The sequence below is a fragment of the Virgibacillus tibetensis genome (assembly GCF_036026595.1).
Classification (GTDB): Bacteria; Bacillota; Bacilli; order Bacillales; family Amphibacillaceae; genus Virgibacillus_P; species Virgibacillus_P tibetensis.
The window spans coordinates 1-16,298 of the sequence record NZ_JARZFX010000024.1 but is presented as its reverse complement, the minus strand read 5'-3'; the positions used below and the strand labels follow the sequence as shown (position 1 = coordinate 16,298).

The 16,298-nt window shown below is 37.9% G+C and carries 17 protein-coding genes; 9 read left to right on the top strand and 8 right to left on the bottom strand.

The annotated features are described in order from the left end of the window. Positions 1–561: 561 nt before the first annotated feature. Both QGM71_RS20930 and QGM71_RS20925 read right to left on the bottom strand, forming a co-directional pair. Entirely contained in the window at positions 562–1,287 is a 726-nt protein-coding gene (locus QGM71_RS20930; protein ID WP_327609495.1) for an endonuclease/exonuclease/phosphatase family protein, read from the bottom strand. A 248-nt stretch (positions 1,288–1,535) separates the two neighbouring features. Next, positions 1,536–1,970, bottom strand: a complete 435-nt coding sequence (locus QGM71_RS20925; protein ID WP_327609494.1) for a YndM family protein — start codon at positions 1,968–1,970, stop codon at positions 1,536–1,538. A gap of 201 nt (positions 1,971–2,171) precedes the next feature. On the opposite strand from QGM71_RS20925, the gene QGM71_RS20920 reads away from it, so the two are divergent. Further along, positions 2,172–2,630 (top strand): YndM family protein, encoded by a 459-nt coding sequence (locus QGM71_RS20920; RefSeq protein ID WP_327609493.1) that lies wholly within the window; start codon positions 2,172–2,174, stop codon positions 2,628–2,630. A 6-nt stretch (positions 2,631–2,636) separates the two neighbouring features. Further along, a complete protein-coding gene (locus tag QGM71_RS20915) occupies positions 2,637–2,792 on the top strand; it encodes a hypothetical protein (RefSeq protein ID WP_327609492.1) in 156 nt (51 codons plus the stop codon). Between the two features lie 58 nt (positions 2,793–2,850). Here the strand turns inward: QGM71_RS20915 and QGM71_RS20910 are convergent, their stop codons facing one another. After that, the gene (locus QGM71_RS20910) at positions 2,851–3,015 is read right to left on the bottom strand and encodes a hypothetical protein (protein WP_327609491.1); all 165 of its coding nucleotides are present in this window, start codon (positions 3,013–3,015) and stop codon (positions 2,851–2,853) included. Positions 3,016–3,302: 287 nt separating this feature from the next. Here QGM71_RS20910 and QGM71_RS20905 point away from each other — a divergent pair, with 287 nt between their 5' ends. Then, positions 3,303–3,914 carry a YitT family protein gene (locus tag QGM71_RS20905; RefSeq protein ID WP_327609490.1) on the top strand — a complete coding sequence of 204 codons (612 nt, stop codon included), beginning with the start codon at positions 3,303–3,305 and terminating at the stop codon, positions 3,912–3,914. A gap of 9 nt (positions 3,915–3,923) precedes the next feature. Here QGM71_RS20905 and QGM71_RS20900 read toward each other — a convergent pair whose 3' ends face one another. From QGM71_RS20900 to QGM71_RS20885, 4 genes are all read right to left on the bottom strand, one after another. Then, positions 3,924–5,141 (bottom strand): MFS transporter, encoded by a 1,218-nt coding sequence (locus tag QGM71_RS20900; RefSeq protein WP_407703070.1) that lies wholly within the window; start codon positions 5,139–5,141, stop codon positions 3,924–3,926. Between the two features lie 53 nt (positions 5,142–5,194). Further along, positions 5,195–5,695 carry a DUF3231 family protein gene (locus QGM71_RS20895; protein ID WP_327609488.1) on the bottom strand — a complete coding sequence of 167 codons (501 nt, stop codon included), beginning with the start codon at positions 5,693–5,695 and terminating at the stop codon, positions 5,195–5,197. Between the two features lie 62 nt (positions 5,696–5,757). Next, positions 5,758–6,456: a DUF421 domain-containing protein gene (locus tag QGM71_RS20890; RefSeq protein ID WP_327609487.1), complete on the bottom strand. Its 699-nt coding sequence runs from the start codon at positions 6,454–6,456 to the stop codon at positions 5,758–5,760. Between the two features lie 146 nt (positions 6,457–6,602). Then, on the bottom strand, positions 6,603–8,159 hold the full coding sequence (locus tag QGM71_RS20885; protein ID WP_327609486.1) for a flotillin family protein: 1,557 nt from the start codon (positions 8,157–8,159) through the stop codon (positions 6,603–6,605). A 346-nt stretch (positions 8,160–8,505) separates the two neighbouring features. On the opposite strand from QGM71_RS20885, the gene QGM71_RS20880 reads away from it, so the two are divergent. Continuing rightward, entirely contained in the window at positions 8,506–10,458 is a 1,953-nt protein-coding gene (locus QGM71_RS20880; RefSeq protein WP_327609485.1) for a translation factor GTPase family protein, read from the top strand. 264 nt (positions 10,459–10,722) lie between these two features. Here the strand turns inward: QGM71_RS20880 and QGM71_RS20875 are convergent, their stop codons facing one another. After that, positions 10,723–11,262: a hypothetical protein gene (locus tag QGM71_RS20875; protein ID WP_327609484.1), complete on the bottom strand. Its 540-nt coding sequence runs from the start codon at positions 11,260–11,262 to the stop codon at positions 10,723–10,725. 187 nt (positions 11,263–11,449) lie between these two features. Between QGM71_RS20875 and uvsE the strand changes: the two genes are divergently transcribed. From uvsE to QGM71_RS20850, 5 genes are all read left to right on the top strand, one after another. Beyond that, positions 11,450–12,421 carry a UV DNA damage repair endonuclease UvsE gene (gene uvsE, locus QGM71_RS20870; protein ID WP_327609483.1) on the top strand — a complete coding sequence of 324 codons (972 nt, stop codon included), beginning with the start codon at positions 11,450–11,452 and terminating at the stop codon, positions 12,419–12,421. Between the two features lie 69 nt (positions 12,422–12,490). Next, entirely contained in the window at positions 12,491–12,928 is a 438-nt protein-coding gene (locus tag QGM71_RS20865) for a CBS domain-containing protein (protein WP_327609482.1), read from the top strand. 170 nt (positions 12,929–13,098) lie between these two features. Further along, the gene (locus tag QGM71_RS20860) at positions 13,099–14,547 is read left to right on the top strand and encodes a SulP family inorganic anion transporter (RefSeq protein WP_327609481.1); all 1,449 of its coding nucleotides are present in this window, start codon (positions 13,099–13,101) and stop codon (positions 14,545–14,547) included. Positions 14,548–14,562: 15 nt separating this feature from the next. Beyond that, positions 14,563–14,982: a universal stress protein gene (locus tag QGM71_RS20855; protein ID WP_327609480.1), complete on the top strand. Its 420-nt coding sequence runs from the start codon at positions 14,563–14,565 to the stop codon at positions 14,980–14,982. 82 nt (positions 14,983–15,064) lie between these two features. Continuing rightward, positions 15,065–15,625, top strand: coding sequence for a flavin reductase family protein (locus QGM71_RS20850; protein ID WP_327609479.1), 561 nt, complete (start codon positions 15,065–15,067; stop codon positions 15,623–15,625). The last annotated feature ends 673 nt before the right edge of the window (positions 15,626–16,298 follow it).

The window sequence follows — 16,298 nt, the reverse complement described above, 5'->3', positions numbered from 1 at the left end:
ACGGGTTTTGATACCTATCACAAAACTCTATTTTTCATAGAAAACGAAACGATCTTTTAATGAAGGAAAAGAGGTTGGGACATAACTAAATGGGAAGAATGAGAATCTGAACAATTGGAACTTAGCGTAGGCAAAATACGCAGACTCCTGTGGGAACAGCACGAGCTGAAGATCCACTGTGTGAAGTGCTCTTCTTCACACAGTTAGCTGAAGCCGTGCCCACGGAAAGCGGAGTATTTTGCCGAAGCGATACATTTGCTCAGGCGTTAATGTTCGAATTTTCCTGAATAATTCCTCTTTTGTTCCAACCTCTTTTAACTAGAAGGAAAGCTATTTAATTAAAGAAATAATCGATTCTTTACTATCTAAAGTACGCGTATGTTCGGAACGGAATCTGTTCCGATAACTGCTATGAATACAAAAAATCTTGTTTATGCAATCATCCATGACTGGCACCGCCTATATGTATTGGAGAACTTTCGTTTTTAAATACATCGCCAAGCTTAGCACCTATTACCATGTATTCACTTTGCATTTCCATAAAATTCTAGGGTGGTTCTTTTAAATACGAAGATGCGCTTTAACTGGTAAATGATCAGAGGCATGAGGTAGTTTTGTTATTATTTCCGTATTAATAACTTCAATACTGGGAGAGGAAAATATGTAATCTAACCTCGATCTCGGTCGGAGTGATGGATAAGTACTTCCTTTACCATTTCCTGCAATATACCACCCATCGGAAAATTCACAGATCAATTTCTTCCAACCTCTTGAACCAGGCTTCATATTAAAATCACCTAAGATAATTAGGGGATGAACATAATTATTAACTTGGTTCACCAAAAAATTCGTTTGCATTCGTTGAAGAAACGGATTCAAACTAAAATGAGTTACATTTACTTGAAGTAGTTTTTCGTTTAGTTGAAGGGTTACATCAAGTATTGACCTTCCTTCGATCAGTCGGGATGCAACATCAAACGGAAGTGTTTTTGTGTTTAAAATTGGAAAACGTGACAAGAGGGCATTTCCATATTGTCTTACAGTTACTGAATTCCTGACCGTCAGTGAGACTGAGGGAGCAAAAGCATAATCCATATCCAAATGATTTGCAAGCCACCTAACCTGATCCTGATGGTGGCTACGTTTGGAATAGTGCTTATCCACTTCATTAAGACCTATAATATCTGCATCACTTTTTTCAATTATTTCAGCAATTCTATAAAGATCTACTTTTTTATCCATTCCTTTTCCATGGTGAATATTATAGGTCATCACTTTAATTTCCATTATATTCACGCTCCTCAGGTAACATCCTTAATTTAAGTGTTTGATCGTTGCCCCTGTTTTCATTCAGCGATCGCTCCACTTAATCCAGCGTTCGACATGCATATTCCCGCGGTGGGACCAATTTATCCCGCGCTTTTCAGCTTTATCCCGCGTTCAACCGGGTTTATTCAGCGATCAACCGTTTGGGCATCAAAACTGGCTGAACTTTTCGCTGGGCTCGCGCTGAACTCCTCACTCGTAAATGTGGTTTACCTGTCCAGCTCATCTGTCGGTTCAACATCGATTTCCTCTGAATATTCGGTTTGTAGTTGGTTTGTAGCAGGTCGTTCTTTTCGTTCATTTGCAAAGCTGTTTATTATAAATGCATGAATAAATGGCTCACAAGCAGTAATAAAGACTGCCGCAAATAATGAAGCGGTTATTAGTGGGAATCCAGCGCCTATAAACAAGCCTCCTAATGCCCAAAGTATAATAAATGCTAAAGGGAAATCTGCTATTGTTGCTGTGAGGTTTCCGTATCTTCGTAGTATTAGCAAGTCTCCAATAACGTAGGATACACCTGTGAGAAGGATGCTTATCCAAAATAGACTTGTGATAGTAGCACTGCTGAAAATCACAAACACAGAGAATACTACAACAAAAAATGCGATGAATTTTATCGCTAAAGCCTTTACATGTTCCATAGTAGTTCACATCCCTTTTCTATTTTTGTGCATCTGTTGATTTATGGCGAATCCTTACACTATCTCATTAGTATTTTGTCTGAAGTAGATTACGTTATGCATTTTATTGATATTCTCAGGTTAGTTTGCTATTAATTTTCGTGAATCCTGTTATTTTGAGTGAATTAACTAATACTAATAGCAGAAAGGACGGATTCATCTATGGGACATCTTAAAGTACTGGGGATAAAATTTCTGGTAATATCATTTACGATTTTTGCTATACTGGGGATTTTTACTTTCTTCACTTCTACAGATTTGCTCTTAATTAGTTTCCTTGTAACGGGACTAGCATATCTAATTGGTGACTTGTTTATTCTTCGTAAATTTGGCAATATGACAGCTACAATTGCAGACTTTCCATTAGCATTCCTATCTCTTTGGATAGCAGGGGGGTTATTCGGTGGCGGTGACTATCCTGTTATTACCACTTCCTTGTTAGCTGCTTTTTTTATCACTGCATGTGAACCATTTATTCATGGCTACATTGTAAACCAGTTTTCTGCTTATAGTCGGAAAGATCATAGAAAAGTGAATCAGTTACAGACCGAATTTGCAGAAGAAACCGATGGACAAAAGATTTTTGATGGTAAAGCATACAGCGAAAAGAAGGGGAGGTGAAGGCTTATGCATTATGAAAATAATAAAGATAATCCTAATCAGTCTCAGACAAGCAAAAGTAAGAAAAAAGAGCGTAATCAGCAAGCAAACAATAAAAATGGAAAAGAGACAGTTCTCTCAGAAAAACTACGCTATAAAAATGCCGATGAAATATACGATTGATCTCTAACAAAAAGCATACTCCCTAAAATGTTCGATAAGGGAGTATGCCTTTTTCAAGTTAATCTCCACTTGGATCTAATTCATCGTTGATAAGCCTCGTAACTCTCGTTGAATCACCTTTTTGTATTTCGGAATTAGTTGCTTTTGTTCCATATGAATCCTCCTCGTCGATACCAGGAGCGGCATTCTTATTTTTATGTGAAGATCCTTTTCTTTTATCCATTTTCTTATTCCTCCTAAAACAAATTTTAGCACCCTACCGCGTGCCTCTTCAACGTAATCAAAATAGGCTTCTCTCCTTTATCTAACTCAGCTTATATTTCCCGAATTGTTATTTTTAAAACGGAAATTTACTAAATAAACAATCAATCAACTGCCATATAGATTGATAACTATTTAACAAGTTCATGTGAATCTGATTGTTAGCATTATTGCAGTGTAACTTGAATAAGATTAGGAGGGAGAGCTGTCCAATAGCTGTACTGTATGGTGTGAATTAGGAGGGGGCCCATGAAACAATTCATGATAAAAAATGGACTAGTTGTCGCGGGAGGTGCTATTCAGGGATTGGGAATGGGACTATTTTTATTTCCTCATTTTATACCATCGGGTGGGGCAGGCGGGATAGCTGTGCTGTTAAATTACTGGTTTAACATGGATATGGGGATAGGACTTTGGATTGTCAACTTTTCCATGCTTTTGCTTGCGGTAACATACCTTGGTAAACGCGTTACGCTTTGGACCATTATTGGAATTACGGTGACATCCATTTCGATTCAATTATTTGAACAAATACATATCCCGAATCGAAATATTTTCTACGATCTTGTATTTGGTTCTGTTCTTCTTGGGACAGGAATTGGACTTCTTATGCGTCAAGGTGTATCCAATGGGGGAGTAGGTGTAATTGCCCTTATAATTGCATCTGGGAAAAATATTTCGCCAGGACAACCTCTGTTTTGGATCAATTGTTGCATTTTTTTAATTACAGCAGTAATCATTGACTGGAAAATTATTCTACTGGCACTTACTAGTCAGTGGATATCTACAAGAATAATTGACCTTATATGCCAGGTGACTTTCCATCAAAGTTACACATTAGGTTGGCGAAAGAAGCCATAATTTAGCCTTCTACAGATATTTGTAACGGACAGCTGTTTGTTTATTATCTGTCCCGTCTTTTCCTTTTACATGGAGCAAAGTCAATACAAGGAGACCGACGATTAATGTAAAGGCAGCTATAGTTAAAAACATACCAGTCCTTGACCAATCCATTAAGCGGGTAAAAACCGGTGGACCAAGTGCAACCCCAAGAAACCGGACAGATCCGTATAAAGAAGTAACAAATCCTCTACGTTCTTTTCCGACAGCTCCTGTAATAATACTGTTTACACATGGCAAAATAAGCCCGGCACCTACACTGCTGAGAGCAAGCACAATGAGAAACAGAACAATCTTTTCAAACATAACGAGTAATCCAAATGAAATCGTCATAAGTAAAAAACCGAGAACAGCCAGCTTTTTCATTTTTTCCAGGTTTTTTCCGATCTTACTCCCCGTTATATAAGATGTGGATACCATGACAAGTAAAGGTAGAGCTAAAATAAGTCCCTTCAGTACCCCTTCAATAGAATGTTTTGACTCCAATATATCGGATAAATAAAATAAAATACCAAATAATGTAAATAAGACGGTCCCTCCTGCAAGATATGTTGTAAACAACCAGCGTCCTTCATGCTTAAAGACACTTAATAATCCTCTTACATATTTAGGAAAGGGAGGAGGCGCTTGCCGATTACTTTTTTCTTTTACGAAAAACCACACCAATAATAGGGAGATGATTGAAAACAGAGGAAATGCAAAGAAGACAAGATGCCAAACAATTAATGCAATAAGTGAACCGATTATTGGTGATAAAACTTTGCCGAGTCCATTGGATGCTTCAAAAACCCCCAAAACACGACTTTGTTCGCCTCCCTTGAACAAGTCTCCTGTTAATGCCATCGCAATAGGTGCTGTTCCTGCTGCGCCAATGCCTTGAATAATCCTTCCAATGATGATCCATGTATAGGAATTAGAGAAAAAAGCAGCCCCAAGTCCCGCAAGCAATCCACCAAGTCCAAATAAGATTAGTGAGGGGATGATGATTACTTTTCTTGAAAAACGGTCTGAAAGATATCCGACCACGGGGATACATATAGCCCCTGCAATGGAGAAAACAGTAATGGTTAAGCTGACCTGCATTTGGGAGAGGTCTAAAGAGGATTTCATTTTAGGGAATATTGGAATGAGCATGGAATTACCCAATGTCATAATAAGAGGAATGGATCCAATTGCTGCAATTACCATACCCTTCTTTTTGGATTTCAATTTTTTCTCCACTCCTTGGATGCAGACTTAGTTTATTTAATGTTTATTGGCGGAGAAACAATCCAGCCTTTGTTTTTTGTGATTTTCAATACTTTAAGTTCATACTCATCTTTTTGAGTATGAAACTCTCCAAACATTGTCCGAATGTCTTCGCGAATGGCAATGCCTGTTATATAGCTGCAAGTCATTTTACCTATCATTAATTCTTTTTGTACAAGTACAGCGATTTCCGGGTCGTTAAAACGGGCTCCGGCAGGAATATCCTGAAGTTCAACATTCGGCCGATCAGGTGGAGCAGGAGGTAACCGTATGCCGGTTTCCTTTAAGAGGGCCTCAACTTGCTGATCTTCCTGTGTGAAGGCATTCTCATAAAGATCTTCAAGAAACACCTTTAAATCATTATCTCCTGTGTGATTAATTAATGTCTGTAATGTAACCAAAAAACCCTTTGTACTATATAAGTATGTCCAAAGATTAAAAACCTCGCCGGAATGCAGTGGTTCTTCCTGCGGTTTTGTATCTAACATGCCCATTAAGATAAACCTCCTGAATGATTGTTTAGTCAGTTTTCCATATAAAGTGAAAAATAAAGTTTCTAATGAACCAAATCGTCCTTATTATCTATATACAGTGTTCCATCCTGCTGAACCTCAGCGTAAAAAACTTCAGAAGGGGTCTGTATTCCTGCTTGATGTAATTTCTGTTTTAGCCAGTTAGTATCCAAATGCAATTTAGATAAGTTTTTCGTGTTAATAATCCCGTCTGAAATGACTTCAGTCGAGGCAAAATAAACGTTTGGTTTTGTGTTCATAATATTCATATCTTCTTTTGTTACAGTTTGTTTGCTATCTGTTTTTCTGACTGAAAGGTTACCACTTGTTTCAAATACAGCATAATCGACTTCGGAGAGGGAGAACACATTATTTTGTCGCAGTAGCGAATTTAGTGCGTCCATATCCAGACGGGTTTTACGAAGTGCATTATCCATGATCTTACCATCTTTAATTACGATTACAGGTTGTCCGGTAGTTACTATTCTTGCTCGTTTGTATTTAATATCTATAAATCCCATAGCAATTGTAAATACTGCCCAACCTGCTAATGCGATTATTCCATTGCGGATACTTAAATTTTGGTTGATAGCCAGGCTTGCAGCTATTGAACCAATTGAGATGGCAGAAACAAAATTAAAAAATGTCATTTGACTGATTTCTTTTCTTCCCATAATTCTGGCTAAAGTAAATAATACTAGGAATGATAATATGATTCGCAGCAGCAATTCGTATACGTCCATGTTCAGCCCGCCTTCATAAAGTAAAGATGTTCTATTTATGTGTAAGTTTTATAAAAGTATACCCTTAGGTAAAAAAGTATATTTGGAGTAACACAAAAATAGTTAAAAAAAGAATCACCCTGTTGGATGATTCCTTTTCCTTCACCTTAATTTTTACTTTTCACTTCATTGCCTGTGACCTGGTTAGCCAATTCTTCTTTTTTCTCATATCTCACTCTACCTAAGTCCAGATCATCAGGTATGTTATTTTTCCCTGGTATGTTTTCCAGTAAATCTTTTACATCTATACCAGAGGAAGCCTTCAGGGATTCCTGTAAGGTAGACATCAAATCTGTTGCATAGCCTGTTACTTTATTTGCACCACCATTACTGCCACTGCCGCCGGTGTCTACAACTGTAATCTTATCAATATTGGCTAGTGGGCTGGCTACTTGTTTCGCATATTCTGGTAGCATATCCATGACCATATCCAGGATAGCTGCTTGACCGTATTGCTCGAATGCTTCGGCAATCTTCCGTTTTGCTTCTGCTTCTGCTAACCCTTTCAGACGAATAACATCTGCTTCAGATTCCCCTTGTGCTCGTTGTGAATCAGCTTTAGCAAGACCATCCACGCGTATCTTTTCCGCTTCTGCTTTTGCCTGGGACTCAATGCGATATTGGTTTGCATCAGCATTAGCAATTTGTTTTGCCTTATCGGCAACAGCAGCTTGCTCAACAGAATAACGGTCTGCGTCGGCTTTCTTTTTAACCTCTGAATCGTATTGCTTTTCACGACGGAGAATTTCCTTTTCTTCCAATTCAATTTGCTTTTGACGCTCGATGATTTTGATTTGCATTTCGTGTTCGGTAACTTCCTGTTTAGCACGGGCACTTTCCAAATCATAGGCTTGGTCTGCGCGTGCTTTAGCGACATCTTGCTCACGGCGGTAGTCGGCTGTCTTCAGCTGGTTTTCCTTCTCCGCTTCGGCAATTTCGGTTGCACGTTCTAATTCTGCCTTCTGTGCCTCTTTTGCAGCTTCAGCACGCTTAATACGCGTCTCCTTATCGGCTTCTGCTGTAGCGATATCTGCATCGCGTTTTACTTGGGCAATTCGAGGTTTTCCTAAGGATTCCAAGTAACCATTCTTATCCCTTAAGTCTTTAATAGTAAATGAAACAATAATTAAACCCATTTTAGCTAAATCCTGAGAAGCTACCCGTTGAACTTCCTGGGAAAATTTATCTCGATTCTTATAGATTTCTTCTACTGTCATCGAACCAAGAATGGAACGAAGATGACCCTCGAGAACTTCTTTTGCCTCATTTTCCCGATCTTCTTTTAACTTGCCTAAAAATTGTTCAGCTGCAGTAGCGATTTCATTAATCGATCCACCAATTTTAATGATGGCTGTTCCATCAGCCATTACAGGAACACCCTGCTCGGTATAGACCTCTGGTGTAGTAACTTCCAGTTTACTTGACAGCAGACTCAGTGGTTCTGCTTGCTGGAATATTGGTAAAACAAAGGTACCTCCACCACGAATAATTTTTATCTTGTTCCCGGATTCGTCAACGTGGACATTTTTACCTCCCAGATAACTACCCGTAACAATCAAAGCTTCATCAGGACCTGCAGTGCGGTATTTCGATACGAATACACCAATAAGAGCAATGACTAAAAAAACAGCTAGGCCAATGACAATCCAAATCGCATCAAACATTTCTTTTCCCCCAATTCTTATTATGAAATTTTATTAAAAAATACCTGTTCAGATGAACGGATATATCTAATCAGAAGAAGCATGACGTAAATACTATGTAAACAGGTAACTGATAACATGATAGGGCTTTATAGTGAGTCCGTCAGCTTTATTATACGATTAGATCTGGTAATAAGTTTCATAAAATAAATAATCTTTAAAAAATAATTTTATGTCTGGATAGTGACCATTAATCAATCATGAGAATGTTGATAGCCACGCCAAAGTTAAAGCCAGTTAGTTACCGGTGTATATGTCTAGCTATCTGCTATAATAAATCTATACGATATCGTTTGAGGTGAATAAGATGAATAAGACGATCGGAATATTAGCACATGTGGATGCAGGAAAAACAACGTTTTCTGAACAACTCCTTTACCATAGCAATAGCATTAAAAAGAGAGGTCGGGTAGATCATAGGGATGCGTTTCTGGATAGTCATAACATAGAGAAGAGTAGGGGAATTACTGTTTTTGCGGATCAGGCTACATTCACCTGTAATGAATCAACCTACTATCTGGTCGACACTCCTGGACATGTTGATTTTTCAGCTGAGATGGAACGTGCTATTCAGGTGATGGATTATGCTGTTGTTATTATCAGTGCAGTTGAAGGAATTGAAGGACATACGGAAACAGTTTGGCAGCTGCTTAAGAAGCATAATGTACCCACGTTTTTCTTTATTAATAAAATGGATCGTGAGGGCGCTGATTCAGATAGCGTAATAGCAGAAATTAGAAGCAGCTTAACGGAGGATGTTTTTGATCTCAGCTTATTTACTTCTACTGGAGAGATGAAAGAAGATTTAATAGAATTTATTGCAGAACGTGACGAAGCGCTTTTAGAAAGATATATGACGATTGGCTATGACAGGGAATTGTGGCTGCATAAGTTAAAAAAGCTGATTCAGGAAAATGCCGTTTTTCCTGCTTCAAAGGGATCTGCTCTAAAAGATATTGGTATTGTCGAGTTTCTTGGGAAATTAGATCAACTTACTGAAGTTACCTACACTGAAACAGGAGATTTTGCAGGTCGGGTGTATAAAATTCGCTATGACGACAAGGGTAACAGAGTCACCTTTATGAAGACATTGAGAGGAACGTTATCTGTTCGGGATATGCTCACTTATAAAGGCGGAGAAGATAGAATCACGGAAAAAGTAACACAACTTAGAGTTTATAATGGCAGTAATTTTAAACTAGTTGATCAAGTTAAAGCAGGAGAACTATTTGCAGTGGTTGGATTATCGAAGGCTGCGGCTGGCGATGGAGCCGGTGAACTAAAAGAAAAAGCCCTTTACGAAATGATTCCTGCTCTCAGGTCCAAGGTTGTGCTCGATTCATCTGTTTCTGTAAAAGAAGCCTTGCATTGTTTTACATTATTGGATGCTGAGGATCCTTCCTTACAGGTTGAATGGGATGAGCATTTTCAGGAGATCTATATACATGTAATGGGTGTCATTCAATTGGAGATAGTAACACAGCTGATTACAGACAGATTTAAATTCACGGTTTCATTTGAGGAGCCAGCAATCCTTTATAAGGAAACGATTACCACAGTAGTGAACGGATATGGCCACTTTGAACCTTTGAAACATTATGCGGAGGTACATCTTAAGATCGAACCTGACGAGCGAAATAGTGGTATACACTTTGAGAACTGTTGCCATGCGGATGACTTGACGGTTGGTCATCAAAATTTAATCCGACATCATCTATTTGAAAGGGATCATCATGGTATTCTTACAGGTTCCGCATTAACCGATGTTAAAATCACTTTATTAAGTGGAAGAGCACATCATATGCATACTTCTGGAGGAGATTTTCGAGAAGCTGCATATCGTGCATTACGTCAAGGATTGGAAAAAACGGAAAACATTCTGTTGGAGCCTTTTTATGATTTCAAAATAAAAGTGGAGCAGGACTTAGTGGGAAGAATTATTTCGGATGTTCAACAAGCACATGGAAGCTTTGATCCGCCTGAAGTGGTAGGGGAGAAAGTGGTAGTAACTGGAAGCGTGCCTGTAGCTACTTTCATGAATTACAGTGCATCCTTTGTTTCTTTTACCCATGGCAAGGGGGCATTGAATCTACGGTATGGTGGGTATGGTCATTGCCATAATGAAGATGAGGTAATCAGGCAAATTGATTATGATAAGGAAGCCGATCCGGAATATACCTCCAGCTCTGTTTTTTGTGCTAATGGAAAAGGTTACACCGTTTCTTGGGATGAGGCTGACAAGAAGATGCATGCTTTATAATATAGAAGTGGACTACATACAAGAGTTTGGGACTAAAGAGGAATTATTCAGGAAAATCCGAAGATTAACGCCTGAGCAAATGTACCGCTTCGGCAAAATACTCCGCTTTTTCGTGGGCACGGCTTCAGCTAACTGTGTGAAGAAGAGCACTTCACACAGTGGATCTTCAGCTCGTGCTGTTCCCACAGGAGTCTGCGTATTTTGCCTACGCTAAGTTACGATTGTTCGGATTCTCATTCTTCCCATTTAGTTATGTCCCAGCCTCTAATCTGCCATATGCAGATCATTTTCATATGGAACCACAAATAAAACTCCGTTTTTAACTTCGATAACGAGCACTTGACTACCTTCAGCAATTGGGCCTTCTTCATAACCGGTAGCAGGTTTCGAGATTATTCCAAACTTGCTTTCAATAATAATCTCACCAAAACCATCTTCTGGAATCGGTATAATGATCTTTCCAACCCTTCCTTTTAAGGATTCCTCTGTATAACTTAACGACTCTTCAGCAGAAGACAACGGGATAAGCACGAAGATATTGAGCAATGTATCAAGTATTAATGCAATTAATACAGATACAGCCATGATTAGTAGACTGGAAAACGGAGTGACATGTTCCAGAACATAACCTGTAGCAGAAAAAAAGGTTAGGAAAGCTAAGATGAGAGCGGGATTCAAAAACCCACTGGCTTCACTGATCCCATCTAATATATCCCCGAAGAACAGATATAAAACTGTCAACACACCTGCAGCAATAAGTATTATTAAGTATATCGTATCGATCGGTGTCCCGAATACAGTCATAGCAACACAACCTTTATATAGTTAGTTGAAGCGTTTATCACTTATTGTATATACGATTCATTTATTCAATTAGTTTCAAAAGAATTTCGACAATTGGTACAGCATATAACTTATTCCCCAGTAAATGAAATCAAGCTTAATGGGAATACTTCCAATTACAAAGAAAATTGTAAGGGAGGATCCCTCATTGACTTTAGTCCGACTTGGGTATGCATCCATCAGTATGCATGTTAAGAATTGTTCTACATCAAAAACCATGACGTACGCCAGCTTTTCCAAGCTAATAGATCAAGAAGCTGGATTAAGAAAGCTGGAAAAGATAGCACAAACCAACTTGGCTAATCTTCTACGATTATTTAAGCATAATTTAGCACATGATATACACTTTTTCCGAATGACTTCCAAAATTGTTCCATTGGCTAATCATCCAAATCTACCAGCATGGAATTATATTCAGCCTTTAAAAGAAGGGCTTGAGCAAATTGGACAGTTTTTAGCTCAACACCCAACTATGCGTGCCGATTTTCATGCGGATCATTTCGTTTTAATTAATTCACCAGTAAAAGAAGTTTTTGTGAATTCAGTAAAAACGCTGCGAATGCATCATCGCCTCTTGACTGGAATGGGGATAGAACCAAATGAACGTTGTGTCATGCATGTCGGAGGTGGATATGGTAATAAAGAAAAAGCACTGGAACAGTTTATTCTTAATTGGGGCAGACTTTCCACTGATATACAACGTATGATTATTCTTGAAAATGATGATAAAACATTCACATTGTCTGAGACATTGTATCTATGTGAAAAATTAGGTATACCTATCGTGTTCGATTATCATCATTACCTTGCACATCATACAGAAGGAGAAAACTGGACAGATCAATGGGAAAGAATTTTATCGACTTGGCAAACTTCTGCACTCCCTGTAAAAATGCATATATCAAGTCCACGATCTGCTGAAAAGTATCGAGCGCATGCAGATTACATAGATGACAGCATGTTTATGGATTTTTTACAGGAGATTAAAGGGAGTGTTGATCATATTGATTGTATGATTGAAGCAAAGCAGAAGGATGATGCATTATTTGATTTAATGAAAAAGCTGCGCAGCTACCCTGAAATTGAAATTGTGGACGGCGCAAGCTTTATTATTACGTAATATGCAATATCTTCCTATTATAAATTAAACCGTTTTAACCAAGCTAATACGTGAAAGGGAGGTTATAAAATGCAACAACAATTACGAAGTATCATGACATCAAATGTATTTACAGTCAATGAGACACAGTCTATTCAAGAAGCAGCTGCTGTGATGAGTGAGCATAATATTGGAGCGGTTCCCGTTGTGAATAATAATGGGGGAATAGTTGGTATTATAACTGATCGTGATATTACGCTTCGATCAACAGCGCAAGGTGAAGCAGCACAGACACCAGTATCTCAAGTAATGACTGCACAGCAAATCGTTCAGGGATCACCTGATATGGACGTGCATCAAGCAGCAGAATTGATGGCACAACAACAAATCCGCCGACTACCAGTAGTTGAAAATGGACAAATTGTTGGCATGGTTGCATTAGGTGATATCGCTGTAGATAATCAGTATGATAATGAGGCTGAAGAAGCGTTAACGAGTATTTCAACACCATCAGCACCTCAAAAATAGCTATGTAATTGACGCTCCCGTTTCACAATAATTTAAGCAGAACAACTATTAGTTGCTCTATGGGTTAATACCCTGGAGCAACTTTTTTATATAAGGTCATATTTCAATAACTAGCAGATAAATATCCTGAAAATGCACACACTAATACTAGTATTAAAGGGGGATTACCAATGAATGAATTGTCTTATTCACAATCATGGTTCGGAAACATTAAAGGTGATATCCTATCTGGTCTAGTGGTAGCACTAGCTCTAATTCCAGAAGCAATCGCATTTTCCATCATTGCAGGCGTTGACCCGATGGTTGGTTTGTATGCCTCCTTTACGATAGCAGTTGTTATAGCATTTGTTGGTGGAAGGCCAGGTATGATATCAGCAGCAACTGGTGCGATGGCTTTATTGTTTATTGATTTAATTGCAGAACATGGACTGCAGTACTTATTGGCTGCGACTATCCTGACAGGTATTTTACAAATAGTTTTTGGTATTTTAAAATTAGCTAGATATATGAAGTTTATTCCACGTTCTGTCATGATTGGTTTTGTAAACGCGTTGGCTATCTTAATCTTCACATCTCAATTAGATCATTTTGTAGATGAGGTGTGGGTAATTTACGTATTAGCTGCTGGCACGTTGGCAATCATTTATCTGTTCCCATATATCTCTAAAAATGTTCCGTCTACCCTGGTAGCAATTGTAGTAATTACAGGTATAGCTATTTATATGGATTTTGGTGTGCGTACTGTAGGTGACATGGGTACTATTTCTCAAACACTGCCTTTATTTTTAATCCCGGAAATTCCCCTCAATTTAGAAACCTTCTATATAATACTTCCTTATTCCATAGCATTAGCAATCGTTGGACTACTGGAATCTCTATTAACTGCTTCTATTGTGGACGATTCCACTGCTACAGAAAGCAATAAGAATGTAGAGAGTAGGGGGCAAGGGATTGCAAACATAGTTACTGGTTTCTTTGGAGGTATGGCAGGTTGCGCTATGATTGGACAATCGGTAATCAATATAAAATCAGGGGGAAGAGGAAGATTATCTTCCCTGGTTGCAGGAGTTTTCCTTATGTTTCTTATTGTTGTACTGGGAAATATTGTCGTGCAGATACCAATGGCAGCCCTAGCTGGGGTTATGATTATGGTGTCAATCAGTACATTTGATTGGAATTCTCTTAGGACGTTACACTTAATACCTAGGTCAGACGCTGTGGTTATGGTGGTAACCGTATTGACTGTTGTCATAACACATAACCTGGCTATTGGTGTTTTTGCGGGAATTCTATTGAGTTCTATTTTCTTTGTTTCAAAAATTTCCCGAGTACGTGTAGAAAGTTCTTTAATAGGAGATAAAAGAATATATAAAGTAAGGGGTGAACTGTTTTTTGCATCCGTTACAGAGTTTTTAACTGAATTTCACTATAATGAAGCAATTAAACAAGTTGAGCTGAATTTAAGTGGTTCACACATTTGGGATGATTCAGCAGTAGCTGCTGTGGACAAGATTGTTTCTAAGTTTAAAGAGAATGGAATAGAAATTGAAGTAACAGGTTTGAATGAAGACAGTAGTGAATTGGTAGGTAAGTTAGCAAATAAACTTGGTACACATTAAGAGGGGGGTTAAAAGATGTATAAAAAAGTATTATTGGCTTCAGATGGTTCCCAACATGCTAAACGAGCTGCCGAAAATGCTATAAATATTACAGCATGCGGTTCGGACTCAACACTTGAAGTTCTCTATGTTGTAGATGCAGATAAGGCAAAATCTGATGTATTAAATAATTGGAATGCGATTGATGTAAATGATTCACGAAAAGTGCAAATGGAAGAAGTAGATCGCTTAGCAAAGGAAGCTGGTGTTAAGTATGAGATAAAAATTCTGCATGGTGAACCAGGACCCTCGATTGTGGATTACGCAAATAAAAACGATGCGGACATCGTGGTTGTTGGTAGTAGGGGACTTAATGGTTTGCAGGAATTTGTTCTCGGTAGTGTAAGTCATAAGGTAGCCAAACGAGCAAACTGCCCTGTGTTAATTGTAAAGTAGCAGATTATTTTAGCAATCAATAGTCTTCCCATCTGATCAAAGAAACTGTACCATTTAACTAAACGAAAAAGGATGGGGTCAGATGAGAAAACCAACTGAAAATACGGTCATGCATAGTTATCCTGGTATGGTTGCATTAGTTACTGCTTCTTATAATGGTCAAAATAATATTATGGCAGCAGGATGGCATTCCTATATTTCATTTCAACCACCGATATATGGTGTTGCTATTGGCAGACAGCGATATACCTATGATTTAGTAAAAAACGCAGAAAGCTTTGCGATTAATTTTCTTGCGCATGATCAAGCAGCTTTTATTCAGCAAGCTGGGGTTTATACTGGTGAGGATTTAAATAAATTTGCACAAGGTGGACCAGCATACGATCAGGGAATAACAATTTCAGCACCGATTCTTCGAGATGCTTATGTCGCCTATGAGTGCAAGACAATTGATATAAATACATATGGAGACCATGATTGGGTTGTTGGTGAAATTACGCAATGCTACCGTGATGAAAAAATGTTCTTGAAAAATGGGCTACCTGATTTTGAAAAGCTGGAGATCCCGCTTTATCTTGGTCGATCAAAATATGCAAAACTGGATAGGAATAGTAGTATTCATACCTATAAAGTAGAGGAATAATAATAGTCATTACTTAAAACTTAATTATGCAAGTCGATTAAATGGAGGAAGCTCTGGAAAAGAAGAGCATTTCTAAATAGGATGTTTACCTGTAAATAGTAGCTTACTTAATAAAGATCGACAGTAATAAAATTAAAGTTTTATGTTTAGAGTTCGTTTGTGGGGGTATAGTCATATAATTAGCCTACTTCCTATTAAAAGGAAGTAACTATTAAAATACAATCATTTATGGGTTATCCTGGAAAACATAAAAGTAAGCCCGTTAATTAGATGAAAGAAACGTTAAAAGGTAGTGTTGACATTTTTAGCTTTGGGCTGTAGTATTGATTTCCGCTGTTAAAAACATGGGAAATCACCAAGTGGAAAACAGTTAAAGTTTGCTCTCTATATTATTATTATCTTTTAGATTGATTTCTGAGATAAGGGAGCTAAAATATTAGTTAATTTATTTGTTGACATGAATAGATTATCTATGGTATATTAATTTGGCGCCAAATTGAGGCGAAATAAAAAACACTTTATCAGTAATAAAAAAAGTGTTGACATGAATCCAGAAATTTGGTATGATATTAAAGTTGCTTTAAACGGCAACCAAGTAAATTTGCTCCTTGAAAACTGAACAAAACAACCAGTATGTTAAGAAGAACATGAATTTGTTTTTCGAAATTTTTAA